This window comes from Dialister sp., assembly GCF_036343215.1.
Classification (GTDB): Bacteria; Bacillota; Negativicutes; order Veillonellales; family Dialisteraceae; genus Dialister.
The window spans coordinates 1-25998 of record NZ_JAZASU010000015.1; the positions used below are offsets into that span (position 1 = coordinate 1).

Annotated in this window: 18 protein-coding genes; all 18 read left to right on the top strand. The window is 44.9% G+C overall.

Annotated features, from left to right (window positions below; genetic code table 11):
• The first annotated feature begins 580 nt into the window (after positions 1-580).
• Entirely contained in the window at positions 581-1078 is a 498-nt protein-coding gene (locus VZT47_RS04665; RefSeq protein WP_330223810.1) for a YbjN domain-containing protein, read from the top strand.
• A gap of 141 nt (positions 1079-1219) precedes the next feature.
• Entirely contained in the window at positions 1220-1633 is a 414-nt protein-coding gene (locus tag VZT47_RS04670; protein WP_330223811.1) for a peptide deformylase, read from the top strand.
• Between the two features lie 805 nt (positions 1634-2438).
• Positions 2439-2720 carry a FeoB-associated Cys-rich membrane protein gene (locus VZT47_RS04675; protein WP_330223812.1) on the top strand — a complete coding sequence of 94 codons (282 nt, stop codon included), beginning with the start codon at positions 2439-2441 and terminating at the stop codon, positions 2718-2720.
• Between the two features lie 1035 nt (positions 2721-3755).
• Positions 3756-4577, top strand: coding sequence for an ATP-dependent sacrificial sulfur transferase LarE (gene larE / locus VZT47_RS04680; protein WP_330223813.1), 822 nt, complete (start codon positions 3756-3758; stop codon positions 4575-4577).
• 739 nt (positions 4578-5316) lie between these two features.
• Complete coding sequence (gene larB / locus VZT47_RS04685; protein WP_330223814.1) at positions 5317-6084, top strand: nickel pincer cofactor biosynthesis protein LarB; 768 nt, start codon at positions 5317-5319, stop codon at positions 6082-6084.
• Positions 6077-7450: a nickel pincer cofactor biosynthesis protein LarC gene (larC, locus tag VZT47_RS04690; protein ID WP_330223815.1), complete on the top strand. Its 1374-nt coding sequence runs from the start codon at positions 6077-6079 to the stop codon at positions 7448-7450. Before larB ends, larC begins: the two co-directional genes overlap by 8 nt.
• Before the next feature lie 670 nt (positions 7451-8120).
• Positions 8121-9194 (top strand): tetratricopeptide repeat protein, encoded by a 1074-nt coding sequence (locus tag VZT47_RS04695; protein WP_330223816.1) that lies wholly within the window; start codon positions 8121-8123, stop codon positions 9192-9194.
• A gap of 504 nt (positions 9195-9698) precedes the next feature.
• Positions 9699-10769, top strand: a complete 1071-nt coding sequence (locus VZT47_RS04700) for a tetratricopeptide repeat protein (protein WP_330223817.1) — start codon at positions 9699-9701, stop codon at positions 10767-10769.
• Between the two features lie 109 nt (positions 10770-10878).
• Positions 10879-12153 carry a tetratricopeptide repeat protein gene (locus VZT47_RS04705; protein ID WP_330223818.1) on the top strand — a complete coding sequence of 425 codons (1275 nt, stop codon included), beginning with the start codon at positions 10879-10881 and terminating at the stop codon, positions 12151-12153.
• A 542-nt stretch (positions 12154-12695) separates the two neighbouring features.
• Positions 12696-14096 carry a dynamin family protein gene (locus VZT47_RS04710; RefSeq protein ID WP_330223819.1) on the top strand — a complete coding sequence of 467 codons (1401 nt, stop codon included), beginning with the start codon at positions 12696-12698 and terminating at the stop codon, positions 14094-14096.
• Positions 14097-14111: 15 nt separating this feature from the next.
• Positions 14112-16448, top strand: a complete 2337-nt coding sequence (locus tag VZT47_RS04715; RefSeq protein ID WP_330223820.1) for a dynamin family protein — start codon at positions 14112-14114, stop codon at positions 16446-16448.
• Between the two features lie 11 nt (positions 16449-16459).
• Positions 16460-16963 (top strand): hypothetical protein, encoded by a 504-nt coding sequence (locus VZT47_RS04720; RefSeq protein ID WP_330223821.1) that lies wholly within the window; start codon positions 16460-16462, stop codon positions 16961-16963.
• 11 nt (positions 16964-16974) lie between these two features.
• Positions 16975-20247 carry an ATP-binding protein gene (locus VZT47_RS04725; RefSeq protein ID WP_330223822.1) on the top strand — a complete coding sequence of 1091 codons (3273 nt, stop codon included), beginning with the start codon at positions 16975-16977 and terminating at the stop codon, positions 20245-20247.
• A gap of 1 nt (position 20248) precedes the next feature.
• Positions 20249-21040, top strand: coding sequence for an HNH/ENDO VII family nuclease (locus tag VZT47_RS04730; RefSeq protein WP_330223823.1), 792 nt, complete (start codon positions 20249-20251; stop codon positions 21038-21040).
• Positions 21033-21428: an SMI1/KNR4 family protein gene (locus tag VZT47_RS04735; protein ID WP_330223824.1), complete on the top strand. Its 396-nt coding sequence runs from the start codon at positions 21033-21035 to the stop codon at positions 21426-21428. Before VZT47_RS04730 ends, VZT47_RS04735 begins: the two co-directional genes overlap by 8 nt.
• A gap of 573 nt (positions 21429-22001) precedes the next feature.
• A complete protein-coding gene (locus VZT47_RS04740) occupies positions 22002-22439 on the top strand; it encodes a hypothetical protein (RefSeq protein WP_330223825.1) in 438 nt (145 codons plus the stop codon).
• A 295-nt stretch (positions 22440-22734) separates the two neighbouring features.
• Positions 22735-23901 (top strand): SEL1-like repeat protein, encoded by a 1167-nt coding sequence (locus VZT47_RS04745; protein WP_330223826.1) that lies wholly within the window; start codon positions 22735-22737, stop codon positions 23899-23901.
• A gap of 271 nt (positions 23902-24172) precedes the next feature.
• The gene (locus tag VZT47_RS04750; protein ID WP_330223827.1) at positions 24173-24988 is read left to right on the top strand and encodes a tetratricopeptide repeat protein; all 816 of its coding nucleotides are present in this window, start codon (positions 24173-24175) and stop codon (positions 24986-24988) included.
• Positions 24989-25998 lie beyond the last annotated feature (1010 nt).

The window sequence follows — 25998 nt, forward strand, 5'->3', positions numbered from 1 at the left end:
ACTTCAAAGGGCTGTGCAGCATTTTTTTTCCATTGTTTAAAGCTTTCCGCGCTTTAAAATTTAAAATTAATAAATTATAAAGAGTATCCTTCTGGATAAGCTAAACTGGGGTTATGTAATTGTCTGTTTTTAGGAGTAAATCCTTAAGTGTGTGCCATTACCTGACCAGGGGAGGTTGGTGCGCCGCAGGCGGGTGAAGGGGTGTACTACAGATCCATGGCGATATGTTAGACAAATATCGCCTGTTAAGATTCATGTTATTCATACCAGCTGAGCGCCGAAGGCCCTATCAAAACTTGCGCCCGAAGGGCGCCTCCGCCCCTAATCCCCAATCCCTAATTCCAAATTCCTTCTGCACTAACGGAATCTTGCCGGTTGAGAGCCGAAGGCCAATATATAAAATGCGCCCGAAAGGGCGCCACCTTCCCGCACCCCGCATCCCGCACCCCGAAAATCGTATGTGACTCTATTCATACAGCACAAGCCTGACAATAAAAAATCCCCTATTTCCACATTCCATTAAATTCTGTATAATAAATACATACCTGTTTTGTACCGCAGATTTGCAGAAAGGCTCCAAATGGCTACCATTACCCAGTTTCCCCAGAATACACCGAGAAAAAATCAGAAGGCTGACATTTTTGAAAAATACATGAAAGACCACAATCTCAATTTCTTCCGACGCCGGGATGCCCACGACTCTTATGATACCGTGGTTTTCATGACGGCTATTCCTGCCGGCTCGAAACATAAACTGGTGGTGGCTGTCATTACGGATAATTCCATGTATACCCTGATCCGTACCCATCTGGGCACCGTGCCCAGAGGTCCTGCCCGGAAGACGTTTATGGATTACATCAATAATCTGAATACGGAGCATGCCATCGTGAAATATTCCGTAGGGGACGATGAAAACGTATTCCTCGATACCACTGTCACCAGCCGGGTGGAAAATTTCGATCCTGAAGTGATCCGGACTCTCCTGGACCTCATCGTTTATCATCTCCATGAAACCTATGATGACCTGGCACGGAGACTCAATAAGACCGGGGACGAGACGAACGGGTTTGAGATCTGAGCAGTCAGCAGTTAGCCGTTAGTCGGATATAGACATTTTCGAGATCGTTCTTCGTGATTCGTTGTTCGTGATTCGTGAAGGTGGCGCGCGTCAGATTCTGAAGCGCGCTATTTTTGAAATTTATTCTCGAGAGAGGCAGTTATGATCAGACCTATTGTGAAGGATATCCTTTTTCTCCAGCGGAAGGCGGAGAAGGCTTCGAAGAAGGACAGCTCTGCAGGGCGGGATCTGGTGGAGACTCTGGAATCCCACCATGAAGACTGCGTCGGTATGGCGGCCAATATGATCGGCATCGGAAAAGCCATCATTGCCATTAAGGATGGAAATAAAACCATTCTCATGTACAATCCGGAAATCACAAAGACTTCGGACACTTCCTATGACACCGAGGAAGGGTGTCTCTCCCTCTTCGGGAAAAGACCCTGCAGAAGGTATGACTGGGTGGAAGTACGGTACGAGGATGAAAATTTCCACAAAAAGAAATCCCGCTTCAAAGGGTTCACCGCTGAAATCGTGCAGCATGAAATGGACCATCTGGAGGGGATACTGATTTGAGACGTGAACGTCGATTGATACAATCGGCGTTTTTGTTTTGTGCTGATCGTGGTCTGTGAAGGAGCGGCGCAGCATAGAAAGCGCCGCAGATTGATGGGGGCTTCATGACAAAAATCTCGGGGTTTTGCAGTGTAAAGCATTTTTTCAGAGATTTTTGCTATTGATGAATTTGATAATGCCATATAAAGGAAATATGGAGTCAATTTTGAAAAACGGGCCGAGCGGCTCCGGAGAAAATGAACATTAAAATCTGATGATAAAAATTTTCATTCTTTTAAGTCATAGGGGCTTGGAAATATGACTCTATGTAAAGAAAGCTTTGGGAGAGATCCATTCGTTTCGAAACGGTGAAATCGTGTAAATCCATGACTTAATTAGATAAGTCACCGGTAAGCAGTGAATAGCCCGGAAAAAGGGGACAGGAGCATCATCACAGGATCCGGAGGAGAATTTCCTTCCTGCTTTCACGGTTATCCATAGGTTCAAACCTATGGATTTTTCAGTAAAACAGGAATTCCCGGGCAGGAATGGGCTGCCCCGCTTCCGGGAAAGTGATATTCCAGCCAGCAGCGATACCTGCCCGCAACCCGTAGAGAAAAAACTAACAGCTAACGGCTGACGGCTAACAGCTAACGGCTAACGGCTAACTGCTTCCCTGTGAATCCGGACGATCTCCATCGTCCTGTGAGACCCCCAAGTCCGAAATCCGAAGTCCCAAGTCCCCCAATTAGGTATTTCTACTTTTACTTTTCACTATACCTATGCTATAATGCTCTTGAAAATGATACTCAGAAAGGACAGAACCATGAATACCTTTTGGACAGGACTGATTATCGCCATCATTGCCGCCTGGTTCGGCTATTGCCTTTACCGCATGTGGCGGGGAAGTACGGGAAAAGACTGCGCTTCCTGCGCTCTCGGGGCCGATTTCGATTATGCGAAATACAACAACAGGAAGCCGCAGCTTCCGAAGAAAGCGGAATTTGTCATGAATAACGGGCACCATATCATTGTGGATGAAGAAGCTGCCCGCAGGCGCCGCGAACGGATCCGCAAAATGATGAATGGAACCCGTAAAGACCTTTGATTCAGATGCCGGAAGGCATCTTTTTTATTGGCTCTCTTTCCTGAATCCTCTTCCTGGTTCTGGGCAGAAAGGAACCTGGCCCACAGGGCTGCTCATGGCTGACAGCTGATGGCTAATGGCTAATCGCTAACAGCTAACGGCTAACGGCTAACGGCTAACGGCTAACAGCTAACCGCTTACCCCGCATAACAAAAATATTCCCAAAATCCATAACTCCCAGCCTATGAATTAATCATACAGATAAGCTGCATGAACATTCACTCCATATATGCAGATTTACAAAAATATTTCCCTTCCGATAGAAGAAGGCGGCTTTTCGTGTACACCTGAATCATCTCTTTCGGGCATAATCGCATTCTGAAGTTCCATCGCCATCTATGCATATTTTTGGCTAATAATGGTTATCTGAAATAAGAGAATCTAATCTTAGGAAAGCCGAAATATATTGGATAATAGAAGTTATCGGATATTTCATAAAGTCCATGTTTCTAATATATGTTTCTAACACGCGCTCTTTTATTTCCTGAAAGGCCATGTTATAATGGCGTCGCCGGCAATTAAAGAAAGGAAGTTACTATGAATACACTTTGGACAGTGTCAATTCTCGCTGTTTCGGCAGCATGGGTTGGCTACAGCATTTACAGCATCTCCCGTCTGAGCGATAAAGCTTGCTTCGATGGAGCCATCGTAAATGCCGGACTCACTGGTTCCCACGATCAGGACTGACAGTCCCTGAGCGAACGGATTCGTGATCACTGGATGATTGGATTTGAAATAGCAGCTGCCCACAGGCATCGCGGATAGTTTCGCAACCATATGGGAAAAAGTCGTGCTTTACGTAAAGGCACGACTTTTTACGTGGGAAATTTCTTTTCCCCAAAGCTTTCCGCTCCTCTTCCGCGAGTTTCCTATGACAGCAGGACAATCAATGTTATAATGAATGAAACGCCGCAATGAAACGGCGCAGCGGCCCTGCCATCCTTCCGGCCTGCGCCTGAAGTCAGGGGATTTGGAAATAAAGAATGGGAGATAATTATGATCAGTGAAGAACTGCAGCACAAACAGGATATCCTGGAAGCCTACCTTCAGGGTCTGGGGAGCGTGATGCTCGCCTTTTCAGGAGGTGTCGACTCCACCTACCTTCTTCATGAAGCCAGAAAAGTACTGGGAGACAAAGCTATGGCAGTCACCATGAAACTGGCTTCCGTTCCGGAAAGGGAAGTGTCCGATGCCATCGATTTCTGTGAAAAGGAAGGAATCCGGCACAAAGTGGTTTCCATGGACCAGTTCGGAATCGAAGGATTTGCGGAAAATCCGGAAAACCGCTGCTATCTCTGCAAACATTTCCTCTTCTTCACCCTGAAGAAACTGGCGGTGGAAGAAGGATTTGACTATGTCATCGACGGCACGAATATGAATGATGCCTCCCAGTACCGCCCGGGACTCAAAGCTCTTTCTGAACTGGAGATCAAAAGTCCCCTCCGCTATGCGGAACTCTACAAGGCAGACATCCGCGAACTTTCGAAAGAAGCCGGCCTTTCCACCTGGAGCAAACCCTCCTTTGCCTGCATGGCCACCCGCTTCCCTTACGGCCAGACCATTACGGCAGATAAACTTTCCATGGTGGAAAAAGCAGAAGATTACCTTTTCTCCAAAGGCTTCACACAGCTCCGCGTCCGTATCCATGATGGAAATATGGCCCGCATCGAAGTTGTGCCCGCAGAATTCCTGAAACTTTTCGGCATTCACAATGAAGTGCTCCGGGTCTTTAAAAGTCTGGGATTTACCTACGTCACCATGGACTTTGAAGGATACCGCATGGGGAGTATGGATGAAGTTCTTGGAAATACAAAGTGAGAACTTCGGCCTGAGACTACTTCGGTATTCGGGTCTTAGCCTCACCACGGCATGAACGGGTATCCCCATCCGGGATGATCGGGGTGCGGGGTGCGGGAAGGATATGGTTCCCTGCGGGAACCAATCTTATTGAACGGCCCTTCGGGCCTTGGCCTTCGGCCCGCAATTGCGACGAAAACGAAAGGCAGTCAGGCCCCCCGAAGTTCGGGGGGGCTCCGCGAAGCGGTGGGGGGCTGTACTCTCGTACAAGTCGGAAATGAGCCAAACATGCGAAATGTCTCTAAAGTTCGCAGCTGCGAATGGGAAAGGCTCCCCTCGAAAGGGGAGCTCCGCGATAGCGGTGAGGGGACGAACTGCACATATGGGGAGAAATGTACCTCGTCGGATTGTCCAGCGTCCGGGAGTGGGGGAAGCTCCCGCGTCGGGTGAAGGGGGCTGACTATCGGTACAAGTCGAAAATGACTCAAACATGCGAAATGTCTCTAAAGTTCGCAGCTGCGAATGGGAAAGGCTCCCCTCGCCAGGGGAGCTCCCGCGGAGCGGGTGAGGGGACGAACCTGTCGAAACCGCAGGTATCGATGACGACAGATATCTTTAACGGGAAAGACCAATATAAAACTGCGGCGCCTTCCACTGACGCGCCGCCCCTTTACTGATAACTGAGAACTGCTAACTGATAACTTTCTAATTAAAGTTATATATAATAAATAGCCATAAAGTATTAAGACAGGACAAACACATGGATTTAAAAAACATTTTAACCGCCGTCCGCGACGGCTCCATGGATATCGAAGCCGCAGAAACTCTGCTCCGGGAGAATCCGGCGGACCGGGATTATGAGGAAATGGGCTTTGCCAAACTGGATACGGACAGGAAGAAACGGTCCGGCTTTGCCGAAGTCGTTTACTGCCAGGGAAAACCGGACGAATACATCGGCCGCATTTTCAGAAAGCTGTACGAAGCGGAAGGGGAAGTCTTCGGTACCCGCGCTTCGGCTCATCAGTATGAGCTGGTGAAGGAATTCATCCCGGATATTTCCTATGACCCTATTTCCCATATCTTAAAGAAAGAAAAAGAAAAGGAACACATCGGCTGTATCGCCGTCTGCACCGGAGGGACTGCCGATATTTCCGTGGCGGAAGAAGCTTCCCGGACAGCGGAATATTTTGGCTCCCATGTGGAAAGAGTCTATGATGTGGGGGTCTCCGGCATTCACCGCCTTCTTTCCAAAGAAGAAACCATCCGCAAAGCCAATTGTGTCATAGCCATCGCCGGAATGGAAGGAGCTCTGGCTTCCGTCATCGGAGGACTTGTCCGGAATCCGGTCATTGCCGTACCGACTTCTGTAGGTTATGGAGCCAGTTTCCATGGACTTTCCGCCCTCCTTACGATGATCAATTCCTGCGCCAACGGCATTGTAACAGTCAATATAGATAACGGTTTCGGGGCGGGCTATGTAGCCACCCAGATTAACCGCCTTGCAGAAAGGGGAAAAATCAATGGGTAAACAGTTATATCTCGAAGCATCCTCCGGCATCAGTGGAGATATGTTTGTGGCATCCCTCCTGGACCTCGGAGCGGATCAGAAAGTGCTGGAAAAGGCACTTTCCTCCATTCCTGCCAGAGGTTTTGAAATCAAAATTTCCAGAGTCCAGAAATCGGGCATTGACTGCTGCGATTTCAATGTGATTCTGGATGCAGAACACGAAAATCATGACCATGATATGGCCTATCTCTATGGACCGGCCCCGGTGACCATGGAACATGAACATTCGCACGAACATATGCATTCGCACGAACACGAACATACCCATGAACATGCGGAAGAACATATCCATATGCATGAACATGTACATACCCACGAAGAAGAACATTCCCATTCACCGGAACATCACCATCATCACGAACACCGGCATCTTTCCGATGTACAAGCCATTATTGATGCCACAGAAATGACAGAATCCGCCAAAGCACTGGCCAATAAAATTTTCCTCATCGTAGCCGAAGCCGAATCCAAAGCCCATCATTTACCTTTGGAAGAAGTTCATTTCCACGAAGTAGGAGCCATCGATTCCATTGTGGATATCATTTCCGCTGCCGTCTGCTTTGACAACCTGGGTATTTCCGAAGTGATCGTACCGAAACTATCGGAAGGCACCGGTACCGTCCGCTGCCAGCACGGAGTCCTTCCCGTCCCGGTTCCGGCCACTTTAAATATTGTCAATGCTTACGATATGCCCCTGGAAATCATGAATGCAAAAGGAGAATACGTGACTCCTACAGGAGCAGCCATTGCCTGCGCTCTCTGCACCAGCCATACCCTGCCCTCTTCCTTCAAAGTCCTGAAAACCGGCCTTGGCGCAGGAAAACGGGACTATAAAGAAAAGACCAATATCCTCCGGGCCTTCCTCATCGAAACCGAAAGCGGACACTACGAAAAAGACGAAATCGTGAAACTCGAAAGCGATATCGACGACGCCTCCGGAGAAGTCCTGGGCTATACCATGGAAAAACTTTTTGAGGCCGGCGCCCTGGACGTTCATTACAGTCCCATTTATATGAAGAAAAACCGCCCTGCCTGGGAACTGGTGGTCATCTGCAAAGAAGATCAGAAAGAAAAACTGGAAGACATCATCTTCAGCGAAACCACCACCATAGGAATCCGCGAATTCACCTCCCTCATGCGCTCCATCCTGCACAGAGAAACAAAAGAAATCGACACCCCCTACGGCAAAGCAAAAGTCAAAGAAGTGACCCTGCCCGAAGGGAAACGGTACTACCCCGAATACGAGGTAGTGAAAACCCTCGCAGAGAAAAATGGCAAACCCTTCCAGACCGTATTTAATGAAATACTGGCGCTGGCGGGGAAATAAAGTGAGTGTAAGAAATAGAATTTTTCTTTTGAAAGCTTTGGGAAAAATAGTTATCAGTTATTAGTTATCAGTTCGCAGTTATGGTGGCCGCCTTTAAATAGGAGGGCGGTCATTTTTGTAGAATTAAAATGCGGGAACGGGGCACATACGAGGCTGACTGCCAAAACCTTCCGGGAATTAGTGACTCTATCATCCAGCAAATGCTTTCCCTCGGGAGAGCTCGGGCGCGGCTGAGAGGGCAAATCGATTCGGAAAATCGATAACCATGAAAGTCCTATTAACCTGAAATCTTTGAAACTTTGATTTCTCAGCTGTCTTCGAAGCTTTGAATCGATCGGGATTCGGGACATCGGGACTCGGGAAGGTGGCCGACAGATTTATAGGGCGGCCAATTTATATTTTGCTGCACAAAAGGTGTAAAGCACTTATGAGAAAAATGAAAAGCACACTGCCGGTCACCACTTTCCCTGGGATGGAAAGGTGCCTGCGGAGCAGGCGGAAAGGTTGTTTGAACGTATAAAGCACTTATGAGACTGACTGCTGAAGGGGTTCAGGGAAAATTTTTGAGATATATTTCCTGATTCCATAAACATGTCAATTCCTGTCATCTCAGGATGGTAAAATTTTTTCCGTATCTGTCATATTATTCATAGCAAAGAGGAGGCCGCCTATGGATAAAAAAGCAAAAATTTCCAGATTGAAAAAGCTGGCAGAAGAAAAGGAATTGTGGGAAGATGCCCTGCCCCTTGCGAAAGAACTGGCTGATGAGGGGGATGATTATGGAGAGCTTGTCCTTGGAGTCATGTACTGCAAGGGTCACGCCGTACCGGAAGATGGAGAAAAAGCTCTCGATTACCTGAAGAAATCCTGGGCTCAGGGAAATACAAACGCCGGTTATTACCTGGGCACTCTCTATGAGTACGGCGAGCATGTGCCGGAAGACTTTGCAAAAGCGAAGGAACTCTATGAAAAAGCAGCCGCTCTGGGCGATGATTTGGCTCTGTATACCCTTGGTGTCCACTATGAGGTCGGAGAGCATGTACCGAAAGATCTGGAAAAAGCGAGGGAACTCTATGAAAAAGCAGCCGCTCTGGGCAATGATTACGCCCTGGAACGGTTGGGACACATGTATTTATGGGGCTCAGGCGTAGAAGTGGATCAGGCAAAGGCATTCCACTGTTTCCTTTCTATTGGAGAGAAGGGAAATCCTGATATCCGGTTCCTTGCCGGCGTCCAGCTTGCTCTGGGTATCTGTTTTGAGAAAGGCATCGGGACAGAAATCGATTATAAAAAGGCAAAAGAATGGTACCGGAAAGCGGCAGACCGGGGGGAACCATACGGAATGGAAGGCCTTGGAGACCTCTATATGTTCGGCAAAGGCGTAGAAGAAAATAACGAAAAAGCCGTGAAATGCTACAGAGCGGCCGAAGCCCTTGGAAATGAACACGCCGGGTGGAAACTCGGTCTGTGCTGCGAATTGGGGGTCGGTACGGAAATCAATATTCCTGAAGCCCTTTCCCTCTATCGCAAATCAGCAGAAGCCGGCAATGGGGAAGCCGCCAGATGTCTGGGGGACCTCTACTCCAAAGGAGAAGTTGTGGAAAAAGATGAAAACCTCGCCAGGAAATGGTACCAGATTGCCGTGGACAACGGAAGCAAAGAAGCTGAAACCAGCCTCGCCGAATTTCAGCTTAAAGGCAGACTTCTGGACTTGTTCAGACATAAAGCACGGAGAGAAAAATAGCTGTAAGAAAATCAGTCATCAGTGAAAATGGGGCTGTACAATAATTACACAATGTTAAATCGACTGCATATACAAAGGAATCAGTTATCAGTTCATAGTGATCAGTGAAAGCGGGTCCGCATCAAAATTTGAAAGCGGGCCATTTTTATACAGTTTTTCATTAAAATAAAGCAATTTTATCATAAAAAAGACAATTTTATTTTGAAGCCCGCGATAACTGCGAACTGATAACATATATTCAGAAAAAATGAGATAATCCATGATCGTGCGGCCCCTTCGAGAAGGGGGCTTCCCAAAGGGGTGGGGGAACGAATGCCCGCGTGCTGCAGGTCAGCATGGGAGTGGGAATATCGGAAATCCGGAAATCTTCACAGGTCAATTGCATTTTCGCAGGTAGATGGTCCATATTTCCTGCTTTCATATAAAACGTCAACTTCTGTCATCCAAAGATGATAAAATGTTTCCTGCGTCTGTATTATAATTGATACATCGGGAGGTACGGATATGGCAGAAGACACAAAAATTTCTGAACTGAAAAAACTGGTTGATGAAAAGAACTGGACGAAAGCCCTGCCTCTTGCGAAAACTCTGGCAGAAGAGGGAAATGCCTATGCAGCCTGCTTGCTCGGAATCATGTATGAAGAAGGCAAATCAGTACCATCGGATTTGACGAAGGCCTCTGATTTCTATGAAAAAGCGGCAGCCGGGGGAGAATCTGATGCCATGGACCGCCTGGGAAAGCTCTATCTCGAGGGTCGGGGGGTAGAAAAAGATTATAAGAAAGCCTTTTACCTGTTCAAGACGGCTGCGGAAAAAGGGTGCGGCGAAGCCCAGGCGGATTTGGCCCACTGCTATGAAATCGGTTTTGGAACGAAAGCCGATTTTCAAAAGGCCTTTGAATGGTATGTGAAGGCGGCCGGACAGGGACAAGTACTTGTCATGAAAAAATTAGGAGACCTGTATTACTTCGGATGTGAAGAACCGGGCGGGCCGTCGGAGGATTTGAAAAAAGCCAGGGAATGGTATGAGAAAGCAGCTGATTTTGGAAATGCTGATGCCCTGTATCGGTTGGGAATCATGTATAAGTCCGGAGAAGGCGTAGATCAGGATTATGCCAGGGCTCTCAAATATTTCCTGAAAGCGGCAGACCAGGGTCATCCGGATGCAGAACTCGATGCAGGTTTCTGTTATTTCTATGGCAGGGGAACGAAAGAAGACCGGGATGAGGCGCTGAAATGGCTTAAAAAATCTGCCGATCAGGAGGAACCAATAGCATTGTATGCACTTGGCTGCCTCTATCTTCAGGGTCGGGGAGTGGAACAGAACTCCAGACTTGCCGTTAAATATTTACAGAAATCTGTGGAAGCAAACTATGACGAGGCTGCGAAACTTCTTGGAGACATCTATTCTGAGGGGAAATACGTGGAAAAAGATGAAAAAGCCGCCATGGAATGGTACCACATTGCCGTGGAATTTGGCAGCGAAGAAGCCGCTTCCAGCCTCGCATACCTGCAGATGAAAGGCAAAAAAGACAGAAACCGCTATATGGACTTCTTCCGGCATAAAGTACAGTAACAGGAAGACGATCAATAAGTCTGGCATCGCTGATGCGCTGCCAATTCTTCCTGCAGGGGGGAGTATTTTTACCGTATCCATGATCATGGTAGAAAGGGGAGGAATCATCATGGCAGAAGATGCACGGATTTCCAGACTGAAAAAACTGGAAGAGGAAGAAAAATGGGAAGAAGCGCTGCCCCTGGCAGAATCTTTAGCGGAGGACGGCAATGATTATGGGGAAGATACCCTGGGCTATATGTACATTCAGGGCCTTGGAGTGAAACCGGACCTGGAGAAAGCCCGCTATTTCCTCGAAAAATCCAGAGCTCATGGAAATGCCAATGCCTCCTTTCTCCTGGGCGCCCTGTACCAGGATGGCTGGCTGGGAGAGGAAAATCCGGAGAAAGCCATTCCCTTCTATCTGGAAGCGGCGTCCAAAGGAGAAGAAAACGCCCTGGAGCGGCTGGGGGACCTGGCCTTTCAGAAGGAAGACTATGAGCAGGCATTTCCTTTGTTCCTGAAATCCGCCGAAAAAGGATGTGTGGCGGCTCAGCTGGAACTGGGCTTCTGCTATGACAAGGGCCTGGGAACAGAGAAAAATGACGAAAAAGCCGCAGAATGGTACCTGAAGGCCGCAGAAGCTGGCGATGATCAGGCCATGAGCAACCTTTCGGAAATGTACTTCCTCGGAACCGTTCCGGGCTGCGAAGGACAGCCGGATTTTGGAAAAGCCCGGGAATGGTCAGAAAAATCGGCAGATTTGGGAAATGCCACCGCTTCCTACCGACTGGGCTGCATGTATGCCATGAATGAACTGGAAGACGAAAACGGCCGCAAAGCCTTTCAGTATTTCCAAAAGTCCGCCCGGGAAGACTATGCGGATGCCCAGTGGGCACTGGGACTCTGCTATGAAGCCGGTCACGGCACGGAAACGAATTACGAAAAAGCGATGGAATGGTATAGAAAAGCTGCCGACCAGGGTGAGGATGAAGCCATGGTCTGTATAGGCAATCTGTATTTCTTTGGAAAAGGCGTGGAGGAGAGCAGCAATCAGGCCAGGAAATGGTATGAAAAGGCGGCAGAACTGGGAAATACGGATGCTCTGTGGAAACTCGGCCTCTACTACGAAGCGGGAGCCGACACGGAACTCAATATTCACGAAGCCCTTTCCCTCTATCGGAAGGCGGCTGAAGCCGGCAATGCGGACGCCGCTAAAATCATGGGTGACATCTACTCCGAAGGAACACTGGTGGAAAAAGATGAAAAACAAGCCCTGGAATGGTACCGCCTCGCAGTAGAAAGGGGAAACAAAAGAGCTGAACCCAGCCTGCTCTACCTCCAGATAAAAGGCGAAGGAACAAGAAATGACTATCTGGACTTCTTCAGACATAAAGTACAGTGAAAATGATTGAAAAAGGCGCCCTTTTGGAATGAAAGGGCGCTTTTCGATGTATATGGATATCCACATCCGGCAAAAGGAATTGGGGATTAGGGGTTGGGGATTAGGGGAAGTGCGGCGCAAAAAAATTAGAAAGCGCCGCAGATTTTTATAAATAAAACCGATCGGGGCACAAATGAGACTATTAGATTCGAGCTCCGAAATTCGGCCAGGCGCGGAAGGCAGAAGAGGAAGATTCAAAAATGTATAAGAAATAGAACAAACCGTGTGACCGATTTCTCAGTTTACTTTACCTGAGTACAGTGAAAGCATGGTATAATTACAAGTAAGTATTCCGGCAAGGGGGAATGCACCATGGAGAGAGAAACCCGTTGGACGAAGACTGCTAACCTGTCAGAAAAGGCTAGTATATTGTCAACTGCCAATCGAGGGGGGAGTGCGGCCCATTGCTTTGTAAAAGTTCAAAGTCTGTATAAAAAAGGCTGCTTCAAGACCATTATGTCCTGAAGCAGATTTTTTTATTCATAAAGAGGAGGAATCCTATAGTGATTTCTTTGTGGCTAAAAAAGCATCCTGTTTTGAGTGAGAGTATTCCATATAAAATTAAATATCTGAGTGTATTGGAATATTTTACTCGGAAATATGGCCAAAAAAATATTGTTAGTCAGGAAATTCTAAAATTATATAAAAAATACTTTTTGGGTGAGTATTTGGAAAAGTATGAATATACATTTAATAATATAGAATCCTGCATCCGAAAAGTAAGCTTGGGGAGAGCTGTTCGCAAAGCTTCTGGACAACGCAGGAAGCGATTATACTTTTACTCATATCCTTATGTACTTGCAATGGATTGTCTTTTAATGAATGCTTTTCAAAATGAGGAAACTGGGAAGAAGATTCTTGATGAAATAGGAACAAGCTTTTGCGGCATGTACTATGAAACCAATTACAATGATTGCAACCTTGCAAATGTAAACATATTAGAAGGTCTAAATGAATTAAGAACATCTATTTATGAAAACGGTAGCTTAAGTAGGGCATTATATGGTATTGCTCCGCTTATGAATGTATGGAGAGAAAACGAAAACCATTTAAAAAAGCCGGCTTACAGGATTTTAGTTACGGCAACAATGAGTGCAGGGAAATCGACTTTAATTAATGCAATCATTGGAAGAAAAATACTGCAGTCTAGAAATGAGGCCTGCACATCCAGACTCTTTTATGTCAGCAACAAAGCGTTCGATGATGGATTTCTCAGCATAACTACTGATAAGATGTTTCAACTGGATACAAATAGTGAAGATCTTATGCGCTTAAACGGTGCTGCAGAGCATTCGCCTTTAGAAATTGATTTGGGATATAGAGGATTGTTACAGAATTGTCAATATTCATTCATTGATACACCTGGGTCGAACTCATTTCTAAATGGTAGAGATATAGCTATGACAAGGAAGGCAATACGCGATGGCGACTATGATGCGATTTTATATGTGGCCAATGCGGAACAGCTGGGAACAGATGACGCAAAATCACATTTGGCATATATTGCGAAATATCTAAAAGGAAAACCATTTATAGTAACTCTTAATAAGTTAGATATTTTTCGTGAAGGTGAAGATGATATTGAAAGCTCTATCGCTGGTATTAAAGCGGATTTAAAATCTGTAGGGCTTACTACGGTTTTTGTTTGTCCAGTGTCAGCCTTTGCGGGATTACTTTGTAAAGAAAAACTGTGGGGAGATTCATTAAGTGAATTTGATGAGGATGATTTGCGGATGCTGTATAGAAAGTTCCGAAAACCATATTACGATTTGTCTCTTTACTATGACTTAAAAAAAGATGAACAAAAGAAAAAAATCAGTCAGGACAGGTATCAGGAGATGCTGTCCAGAACGGGCATCGTATCTTTGGAGGAAATTATTCAAGGTTTATCCAATTTATCATAAGGAGGGCACATTAAGATGAAAGAAGTTATGATTAAGTATAATCCATACAAGGTGGAGACTTTTGTGACTATTGATCACGATCCGGTCAAAGAAAATAGTGTATTCAATGTGGGTGATCGCCGACTGCAGGAATGGGTAGAAAAACTTCCTGAATGGCTGTATAAAGAGTGCAATACTAAAAAAATTCATCTTATCTTTCATGGAACGCAGCCGGATTATGAAGATGTTTTGTCTGTACTGGATGATGATAATCTGAAAAAGAAAGGTTATGAATTTGAATTTGTCCATATTCCAGCCAAAGAAGTTGAGGATAAGGAAAAACAAATTAAAGAAATTTTTGATGAAATTCAAAAAGGTCCATTTGAGGAATTGAAGCAGCCGGATGTAATTAATGCATTTGAGAATGCACAGAACAGCGAATTTCATGTAAGCGTAGTGGCAACAATGAGCGCTGGAAAGTCTACCCTGATTAACGCATTGCTTCATCAAAAGCTAATGCCGTTGAAGCAGGAAGCCTGTACCGCAACCATTACAGAAATAAAGGATAATGATCAATTTCCATTTCGTGCGGACGTATATGACAAGGATGGAAATAAACTGGAATCCACAGAAAATCTCACCTATAAAGAGATGGAACGTTTTAATGATGATGAGAAGGTATCAAGAATTAAGGCGGAAGGAAATATTCCTTTCGTTGATGCAAATGATGTAAATCTGGTTCTTGAAGATACGCCTGGTCCCAATAATTCCCGTAATCAGGAACATAAAGAAGCTACGTATAGAATGCTCTCAGAGTCGTCAAAAACCCTGGTACTCTATATTCTTAATGCTGGTCAGTTTGCTATTAATGATGATAATAATTTGCTGAATCATGTTGCTAAAAGTATGGAAGTTAACGGAAAGCAGTCCAAGGATCGTTTTATATTTGTAGTAAATAAATTGGATGATTTCCGTAAAGGGGAAGACAATGTAGAGGATACATTATTGAAAATGAGAAAATATCTTGAAGGTAAGGGCATCAAGAATCCTAATATCTATCCAGCTTCAGCATTAACTGCTCTAGATATACGTACAAAATTAAAAGATCAGAGAATTGTGGGGTATACAGAAGAAGAACTGGACGAACTGGATGTAAGTGAATTTATCTTTAAAGTTAAGACAATAAATAAAAGAGAAGACATGCATTTGGAAAAGTATGCGCCTTTAACTCAAAGTATGAAAGAGGAAATCGAAAGCAGAAGGAATACGGCAGAGGAAAAAACCGCTAAAATCAATGATGCTATGACTCGTTCTGAAGGCATGAAAGAGCTTGCATTAATTCATTCTGGCATTGTACCAATTGAAGATGCTATCCGCATTTATGTGAAAAAATATGCAAAAACTGCCAAAATCAAAAATATTGTAGATACTTTTGCAAAAAAGTTAGAAGATCAGAAGTCTTTCGAAAGGGCTAAACAATCCATTGCTGCCAGTGAGGATGAGAGAAATAGAATTGAAAAGCAAATTGAGCAGCTGGAAAAAAATAAAAATGATGGTTTAGAAGCAGAAAAATTTAAAAAAGTGCTGGAAGCGGTTGACTTCACGAAAGATGTTGACAATCAAATCAAAAAAATAATTACTGAGACTCAAACCAGAATGGCAGAAAAGCAAAGTAGTGTTAAAAGTGTTGAAATTAGTCCCAATGAGGCCAAACAAATGGGCCATGAATTTGAGATATTTACTCGAGATATATTCGCAGCAACAAATGTTGAATTGCAAAATACTATAGTTCAATCCCTGAAAAAACAGGCGGATAAGTATTTGACTGATTATAAGATTAGGCTGGCCAGTCTCGCTGATGATGTAGGTGATTCGGAGATTACTATAAAACCATTAGAATTGATACAGGGAGATATAGCGGCAATTGATGTAGAGGATATGATCAGCCAAATCACTAAAACGAGGGAAAAAAGTGTGGAGAATGGCGGACACTATGAGCCTCACTGGTATAATCATATTCCATTCTTTGGCGATTTTTTTGATGAAGAGTGGGTACCCGATTATAAGTCTATTACGGTATCGTATTTAGATGCAGCTACTTTTGCTAGACAGTTCTTTACTCCAATTGACAAAAAAATTCGTCAGAAGCGGCCAGAATTAAAGAGCTATGTAGAAAGAGAAGCAAAACGAATTCAAGATCAGTTTGAAAATAAATTCGTAGAACTCGATCAGGTATTGGACAAAAAATTGCAGGAATTGAAAGAAGTTGCCGAAGATAAAGAAAATGTTGAGATACAGCTTCAAAAAGCAAATGAAAATTTGTCCTGGCTGGAAGATATACAGAATAAGGTTAATGGCATTCTGGATATTTGAGGAGGTTACTGATGGTTGGATCTGATTTTAAAAAGAACGTTGCCAGTGGCGATGTAGAACTTGTTCGCTTGGATATCAAGAATACTATTATTCCATCATACAGACAAACTCATACTTTTCATGAATTGGATGAGTATCTTGCCTATGCAGACAGCAGGATATCCAATTTATATGATGCACATGATGGGGAAATATTTCCGGATAATAAAACTGAATGGACCAGTAAACTGCTGGTAGCAGAAATGGTTACTCTTGTTGATAATTTTTCTCACGAAAGGCTGGATTTCATCAAAAGGATTTGTGTTTATTTGTATGGTGGGGAAAAACCGCTTGGCGGAAGTCATATATCTAAAAGAAAGAAGGCTGGGAACTCCCGACAAAAGAGTAGTGGATGTTTCCCAATAGTAGCTGGTGCATTTATAGCTGTCAGCGGGGCAATAATGGCGAAGTTTCCTGTTATCATGGCCGGGATTGTTGTCGCTGTTCTGGGTACAGCTTTAAACAGTAGAGAGTGAGGTATATTCAGATGAATGAAAAATCCGCACTCATCGAAAATACCAAAGCACCTTTTCAAGATTATCAAAAGGTGACAGATAATTTTCATTCGGCGCTTCGGCTTATAGATGACCTTGTTTTAAAGAACTATGTTTCTAAGTTACAGGATAGATCTATCCTACCTCTTTCCGAAGGATTGAAGTCGAATTTTGATAAACATGTAAGGTTTTTCAAAATTACGCAGATGGTTTATCGAAAGGATGAATATTCGGCTTTTAAACTGGCGAGTGTATTCAATTCTTTGCCTACTGCCAAGTGCGCCGTCTTTGTTCTGATGGATAGCGATGGAAATAAAACGGATTTTTATCTTGGCATTAATGAATACGACGAGCGTACGCCCGTTAGTTCTTTAATAGATACGCTTGATGGAGCTCTTAAAGGTCAGTTCCCGGGAACAAAGACCTTAAATATGGATTCTGATGAAATGAAGAATCTGAAAGAGGAGATTGGGCAAAAAAGTAAAAATGTATCTATTGTGACTTGTGTAGCAGATAGCAAGGATGACGATAATCGCAAAAATGAATCTTTTATCCAAGGGCTGGAAAAGCTGGCTCTTGCCATGCAGGGAAAAAAATACACTGGATTGGTCTTAGCAAACGGTACAACTCAAGAAGAGTTATGGAAACTTCGAGAGCAATATGAAACCATTTATACGCAATTGTCCCCATTCGCCAAGCTGCAGTCATCCTGGGCTCATAGCATGGGCGAATCTTCAAGTCGTTCAATAGGGGTGGGGATATCAACTACAGATTCTATTGGAAAAAGCTGGTCAGCATCTACCAGCGTAAGTCAATCAAGATCAGAAAGTACGAGTAAATCAATTAATTCCCCCTCGACGGCACAAAAGATAATTGCTGGAGTGGGTATTGCTTCGACGGCTTTAGCTGGAATTTTAGGTGGGATGCCGGCTATTTTGGGGGCAGGTGTAGTAAGCGATGATCTTCCAAAATTCTTCTCCAGTTCAATAAGTAATGGAACATCATCTTCGGTATCACAATCGACGAGTAAATCTGATACCCATGGAGAAAATGAAAGCCATTCCAGGGGGAATACCCGTACATCTACGGATACGGAAGGGAGAACTACTGGGGACACGAATTCCATTCTTCTAACTGTAGAAAATAAAAAAATTTCCAATATCCTCAAACGTATTGAAAAACAGCTCGAGCGACTGGATGAATTTGAAAGCCTTGGAATGTGGAATTGTGCAGCCTATTTTCTGTCAGAAGAGCCTGCGGATGCCGAAATTGCTGCCTCTACCTATAAAGCAATTATGCGAGGCCAGGATTCCGGAGTGGAAACCTCCGCAATTAATTCATGGACTGGAAATGGTAAAAGCAAAGAAGTGAATTTACTTAAAGAATACCTTTTAAATATGCTGCCACCAGTCTTTAATTTTGGGAATGAAAAAAATCAAATTCCTGTAACTCCTTGTGCGATGGTGAGCGGAAATGAATTGGCTCTCCACATGGGACTTCCTCGGAAATCAGTGGCGGGCTTTCCTGTCATTGAGCATGCTGATTTCGGGAGAGAAGTTGTTAGAACGAGTGCTGAGCAGGAGCATTCATATGGTATTCCACTTGGAGATATTTTCAATATGGGAAGTGCCTATGAAAATCTACCGGTAAAATTAAATGACCAGAGCCTCACAATGCATACTTTTGTTACAGGGGCAACTGGTTCGGGAAAATCTACAGCCATCTATCGGCTGTTAGATCAGATTAGTTCTTTAAAAATTGAAGATAGAGATGATATGGTCCATTTCATGGTGATAGAACCAGCCAAAGGGGAATACAAAAATCGATTTGGTTCATTTCGTAATGTCTCTGTCTATGGTACTAACTCGAAAAAGACGCCGCTTCTACGCATTGATCCTTTCAGTTTCCCTGACGATGTTCATGTGCTGGAACATATTGACCGGTTGGTTGAAATTTTTAATGTTTGCTGGCCAATGTATGCAGCTATGCCGGCAGTGCTGAAAGATGCGGTAGAGCAGTCCTATCGGGATGCGGGCTGGGATCTTAACTGCTCGGAATGCCGATATCATGACAGTGAGGGACATCCTCTTTTTCCGACTTTTGCTGATGTTCTTCGTGAAGTAAATCTGGTTATGGATCGGTCTCTATATTCTGGAGATACCATGGGGGACTACAAGGGGGCTCTTTGTACACGCCTGAAATCTTTAACAAATGGGCTATATCGTCAGATTTTTACAAATAATGAATTATCAGGAAAAGAATTGTTTGATGAAAATGTAATTGTCGATTTATCCCGGGTAGGTTCATCAGAAACGAAATCGCTCCTTATGGGGCTTTTGGTTATGAAACTGCAGGAATATCGTATGGCTCATGCATGCGGTGGAAATGCCAAACTACAGCATGTGACCATTCTGGAAGAGGCCCATCATCTTTTAAAACGCACGGGCCAAGTTTCTGATGGCGAAGGTTCCAACATGTTGGGAAAGTCCGTAGAAATGCTTTCCAATTCCATTGCCGAAATGCGCACCTATGGAGAAGGCTTTATTATTGCGGATCAATCTCCAGGGCTGATGGATCCTTCTGTGATCCGCAATACGAATACGAAGATCATTCTTCGCCTGCCAGATTTTGAGGATCGTGAACTGGTAGGAAAAGCAGCTGGTTTGAATGAGGAACAGATTTCAGAACTGGCTAAGCTTCCTACTTTTGTCGCTGCAGTATATCAGAATGATTGGCTGGAACCGGTACTGTGCAGGATTACAACGGATTTTTCTCAAAAAATCAGGCCTTATGAATATGAACAATCTGGCCAGGATGAAAATAAAGTGGATATAAGTTATATCAAATATATCTTGAATCCTTTATCAATGCGCAGGATTTTGACAAGCGAATACTTGTACAAGAGATTCCGCAATAGGGTTTTCCAGTTCCCTCTGCCGGCTTCTACAAAAGTACTGCTGCTACGTGCTATAGGTGATAAGGAAGGCAAATTAGCAAAAGTATTACGTGGGAAAATGCTTTATGATTTCTTCAATTCGGATTATGCTTTCGCTGATGCGCATATGGCAGAAACAGATGTTGATAAGTGGGAACGGCTTTTCATGGACAGGTTGGAGCCGGATTTGGAAGAGCTGGAACTTACTGATCCTGAAAAGACTCAAGTTATATCAACTCTTGTCCGTGAGCATGTAGACCGTGAGCAAAGCGTTGAAGCAAAGAATCTTTATAAAAATTATGTGACCTTTGTTACTGAAAGGAGTAAGTAGGATGATGGAAAAATTTTTAAGCATGAAGGATGCCATGCCATTGGAAAAATCCGAGAATCTCCTAAAACGAAATCTGTCCGGTAAAGAAAACAGTGATTTGAGTACTAATCCCGTTTCGGACGTTTCTCGTGGTGGAAAGCCTCAAATAAGTCTGGAAAAAACGGAACACGAGTATAAAGAACTTATGGGAGATAAGCTGGAAAATAGTAAATCCAGAGATCTGAACGAGTCGGCACCAGATGATGAAGCGATTGAAATGTATGACGAAATGAAGGAGGAATATAATACGGTCATAGAGTTGCGTGTGCCGAGTGAAGCAGAACGGCAATGGATTAAAGAAGATTCAGGCTGGTCTGATGAGATAGTCAACAATATTGGTTCCCTGGAAGAATATGAGAATTATCAAGGGGCTGGGCTCAAAGAGATTGAAATGAATGGGAAAAAGTACTTGGTAAAAGACGATATAGAATGGGACAAGGAATGGGATACCGGAAAGGTTGACGATCAAGGGAACCCTATTTATGAGACGAATTATGAACGTATTGAAAAAGGAAGAGCACCTTTAGATAAAAATGGTAATCCTTTAGAGCTTCATCATATAGGACAGCATGCAGATTCCCCATTGGCAGAGCTGACTCGTGAAGAACATAGATGTAATGGAAATGATACGATACTTCATGATAAGACGATTCAGTCGGAAGCGCATGGAGAGGGAAATCATTGGGATAATGAAAGGCAGGAGTACTGGCATTCCAAATCACAGTATATTGAAGGAGGTAATTATAATGTCTGAACTTTTGGATAAGATCAGGAATGTAAAAGGACTGCGGTGTGCTCGGAGGTGTACCGAAGAGGAATTAAAACAGGCACAGATTGAACTTGGCCTGAATTTCCCTGAAGAATACAAAGAATATGTCTCAGAGTTTGGCTGTATCGATTTTGGAGTACATGAATGGACAGGATTGCATGTCAAAGGTTATCTGAATACGGTTACTGCAACTAAGTCCGAAATAGAAGTCAATCAAGATTTTCCTGCAAAATGTTTTGTTTTGGAAGATTTGAATATCGATGCCAAAAAAGTGATTGTTAACGAGGAAGGCAAAGTTTATTTGCTCCAACTAAATCAGGTAACTCCTTTATGTGGCTCGATAAGCGAATATCTGGATATGTGTACAAAATAATGGGCCGTAGATACTTGTTCATAAAGTGATTAATAAGCAAGGTAATATTTATATGAGAAGAAAGGCGAATTACGAAGGAGAAGGGCAAAACCGGAGTCGTTTTGTGCTGGTGTGCCTTGAGGTCTGAGATGCGAAAATGAAAGCTTAATCTGTCATTTGCATCCATTTTTCAGTTTTGAGGATATTTCCTTGAAACCGGCAGGTCCTGTCGCCCTCATTTTGATAAAATAATCCCACTCGTTTTCAGGAGTTGTATTATTTCCAAAGGAGGCAATGATGGACAAAAAATAGAATCGGTGGTGAAATAGCTGCCAGAAGCCTTTCGTTTCATGTGTCATTTAGTGTGGCCCGATGGACAGGAGTCAATCTTGAACTATAGGACAGACGTATCCGGCTTTTCTGCATCGGGTCCCTTTTTTATGGCATAAAGAAGTGCGGAGAGATTTGGAAAGCGGGCAGATGGAAATGCTGCGAAATACCGAAAATATTTCTAAACGACAATTTCTGACGTTTTCCTATGGTATACTGTCTCTCTCATTCATCAAAAAGTATTTCTTCACAGGAGGTTCAGTTATGGACGAAATGGAAACGTACGAAACTTTGAAGGAACTTTTAAAAGAAGGAAAGGAAGAAGAAGCCCGGGCCCTGGAGGAGAAGATGGCAGAAGAAGGAAATATGGAAGCCATTCTCGATCTGGCCGGCAAGTTTATGGCCGGTGAAACTTCTCAAGATACGGAAAAAGCTATGGCCTATTATCAAAGAGCTGTGAATCTGGGCAGCAAAAAGGCCATGACTGCTCTGGCAGATATTTACGCCGATGGCGAAGGAGGCATAGAGAAAGATATAGACAAAGCCATAGCCCTCTATGAAGAGGCTGGTGACGAAGACAGTCTCCTTCTTGCCCTTGTCTTTAAAGCACCCAACACCGGGAAATATGCAGAAAAGACGAAAGAACTGCTCCACAAAAGGGAACAGAAGAAAGGCAGATTTGCGGATTTAGGGGAAAAGTGAGGCGTGATTGACTGGTCAAAGCGGCGGTCCCGGGGCCGCCGCTTTGTATTGGAGACTATGTCGGAAGAAGCCCTGCATCAGAAATCATCTGCGCAAAAGGTGTCCCAAAGTGACGGCCGGGGCGGACCGGCGTTACGGGCGAGCCTTTTCGGTACCTTTCCGTAAATTGGTAGAGGTATTTGACAGGAAAATGATTCCTGTATCTTATCCCCTTTATAAAATGTCAATTTTGGTCATTTCATGATGGTAAAATCTTTTCTGCATTTCTATTATATTGGTATAAGGAAGAACCCCTGTGGACGAAGACAAACTGAGAGAACTTGCAGAGGAAAGGAAATGGGATGAGGCAATGCCTCTTGCGAAAGCCATGGCTGAAAAGGCAAATGACTACGGTGAAATGGTACTGGGCCTTATGTACTGCAAAGGATATGGAGTTACGCAGAATACAGAAAAAGCCCTGGACCTCTTGACAAAATCATTTGCCCATGGAAATGGGGAAGCCGCCTACGTTCTGGGGACCTTGTACGAAACAGGAGATTGGATGCCACCGGATCTCCCGAAAGCGATTGAATTCTATGAAAAGGCGGCAGCCCTGGGCCAGGAATATGCTTTGGAACGACTGGGAATCCTTTATTTCCATGGTATTGGCGTAAACCAGGACTATAACCGGGCATTCCATTATTTCCTCGCATCTGCGGAAAAAGGAAATCCCGATGCGCAGCTGGAACTTGGCTTCTGCTACGATACAGGCACAGGTACGGCCATAGATTATGAAAAAGCAAGGGAATGGTACCTGAAGGCTGCCGAGCAGGGGCAGGATGAAGCCATGGCCAATCTGGCCCGCCTGTATCTGCGGGGCGCCGGCATGGGCGGTGAAGAACACTGTGACTATGGAAAAGCCCTGGAATGGCTCGAAAATGCGGCAGCCCTGGGAAATACCAGTGCCATGACAGAGTTGGGCCGAATGTATTTCCTTGGAGAAGGCGTAGAACAGGACAATGACAAGGCTTTTCAGTATTATCTCAAAGCCGCAGAACTGAGCGATCCGGACGGACAATACTATGTGGGCACCTGCTATGAATTTGGCGAGGGTACGGAAATGAGCGATGGAAAAGCGGTGGAATGGTACAAAAAAGCCGCTGACCAGGGACATACCGGGGCTCAGGCCTTCCTTGCCGGACTTTACTCCGGGGGATACGGTGTAGAACAGGATCACTCCAAAGCCCTGGAACTCCTTCGAAAAGCAGCTGAAGCGGGAGACTCCTATGCCGCCAAACTCCTTGGTGATATTTACATCGAAGGGAAAATCGTAGAAAAAGACGAAAACCTTGCCATGGAATGGTATCAGATTGCTGCCTCTGGCGGTAACAAAGATGCAGAAATGGAACTCACCTATCTCCAGCTCCAGAATGGAGAAGAGAGGAATAGCTATCCGGACTTCTTTAGAAATAAAGTGCAGTGAGAAATAATAAAATAATAAGTGATATGTGGTAAGTGAAGATGGCCGCCAGAATTAGATGGAGGCCATTTTAATATGGGGACTTTTATCTTTGGCAGCTTCTGTTTCGGGAATAGTTTCGGGACTGCCGGTAAGGTGAGGCGCAAAAAGTGATAGCGCCTGAGTTTTTTATTCATCTTCATTTTCCTTTGAAACTGTCAGTTTTTGTCGCTTTCATTTGATAGAATAATTCCGCTCGCAAAAATGAGCTGAATTTTTTCCAAAGGAGGCAATGATGGATAGAGAAAAGTATGTGACTGAAATTTCTGATTTGTTTGCGGAAGGAAAGTTCGAAGAGGCTTATGCCCGTTTGGAGGATATGGCTTCTGCCCGGGCGGAGGAGCTCCGGGGACCTGCGGAAGCGGGAGATTCGAAAGCTCTGTATTCGCTGGGGCTGCTTTATCAGGATGGCGTGGGAGTGAAGAAGGATTTCCCGATGGCTGTCAGTCTGTATAAGAAGGCGGCGGAAGCAGGAAATACGGAGGCCATGAATCATCTGGGCCGGCTCTATGGGAATAAGAAGAACGGGATGTATGACGAGAAGGAGTGTTTCGCCTGGTATCTCCGGTCGGCAGAGGCCGGGGATCCCCGGGGCGAATTCATGGCGGGGTCCCTTTATGAAGCCGGATTCGGTGTGGAGGCCGATATTTCCAAAGCTCTTGAATGGTACAGGAAATCGGCGGCCCGGAATGTGACGGAGGCGGAAATTGCCCTGGGTGACTGCTATGTTTTCGGTCTGGGCGTGGAAAAGGATTACGAAACAGGACGGAAATGGTATGAAAAGGCGGTCAGTGAAGGCGATCTGAATGGCAGCTGGCGTCTGGGAGAGCTGTACCGGGAAGGCTGGGGTGTCGAAAAGAATGACAGAAAAGCGGCCACCCTCTTCCGGAAGGCTTCCGATGCAGGGATTGCGAATGGACAGATCCTTCTGGCCCGGATGTATAAAGAAGGCACCGGGGTGAAGAAGAATCCCGAAAAGGCAGAGGCCCTTCTCCGGAAAGCTGCTAAATATGGAAGCGAAGGAGCCGAGGCAGAGCTGGAGAAACTGTGATTGAGAAACAGGGATACAAAAATGGCCGCCCCAATTGCGGGACGGCCATTTTTATATGGGATTTTATCTTTATGTGCCTTGCATGGATCGTGAAGAATGAGGGGCGCATGGAAGGTCCGGGTTCCGAGAGGTGTCTTTAGGGCGTAACGCATGAAGCTTTTGTGGCAATTGGCATTCTTACGATAGATGGCCCCGCAACACCTGCTCGCGAGAGCTTCCCCCGTTGGGGGAAGCGAATCTACAGCGACGAGGAAAATTTATTGTCGAAAGTGCAGTTCCCCCTCACCGGCTGCGCCGGAGCTCCCCGGGATGAGTTTATCTTTCAGCTCATTTTCGACTTGTACGATCGTACAGCCCCCCAGTCGCCTACGGCGACAGCCCCCCGGGATAAGTTTACCTTTAAGCTCACTTTCGACTTGTAAGATAGTACAGCCCCTCCGTCGCCTTCGGCGCCACCTCCCCGAACTTCGGGGAGGCTTTTTCGGGGGGCCTGGAGGGGAGCCTTTTCGCGGACCGATTGTCTCATTTTCTCCAGGTACGTTTCGTCAGTCAGCCTCACAGATGCCCATATAAAAGGGCGGTGCTATATGAATTGTGCACCGCCACCTTCCCGAGTCCCGATGTCCCGATTCCCGAACGATGACAAGCTGCGAAGACAACTGCTGATTCAAAGTTTCGAAGAATTCAGTCACTGAGAACTGATCACTGCAAACTGATCACTACACGCAAAAAAGCCGCCCACTATGACTGGTAGACGGCTTTTTGGGTACAAAAATAAACTCCCATTTGAGAATCCATCTCGTTGTCCGGATTTCCGATCTTACCTGTCAATCGGCTGCAGAAATTCCTACGTCTGGATATGTCATCTCGTGATCAAGGTACGCTCTCGGGTGGTATGCTATCAGTAAATAGGAGTATGAAATATAAAAATCCTATTTGGAGGTAGCAATATGGTCAATAAAGACGAAATAAGTCCCAAGGAAAAACTGTCTATTGTCAGAAAGATTAAT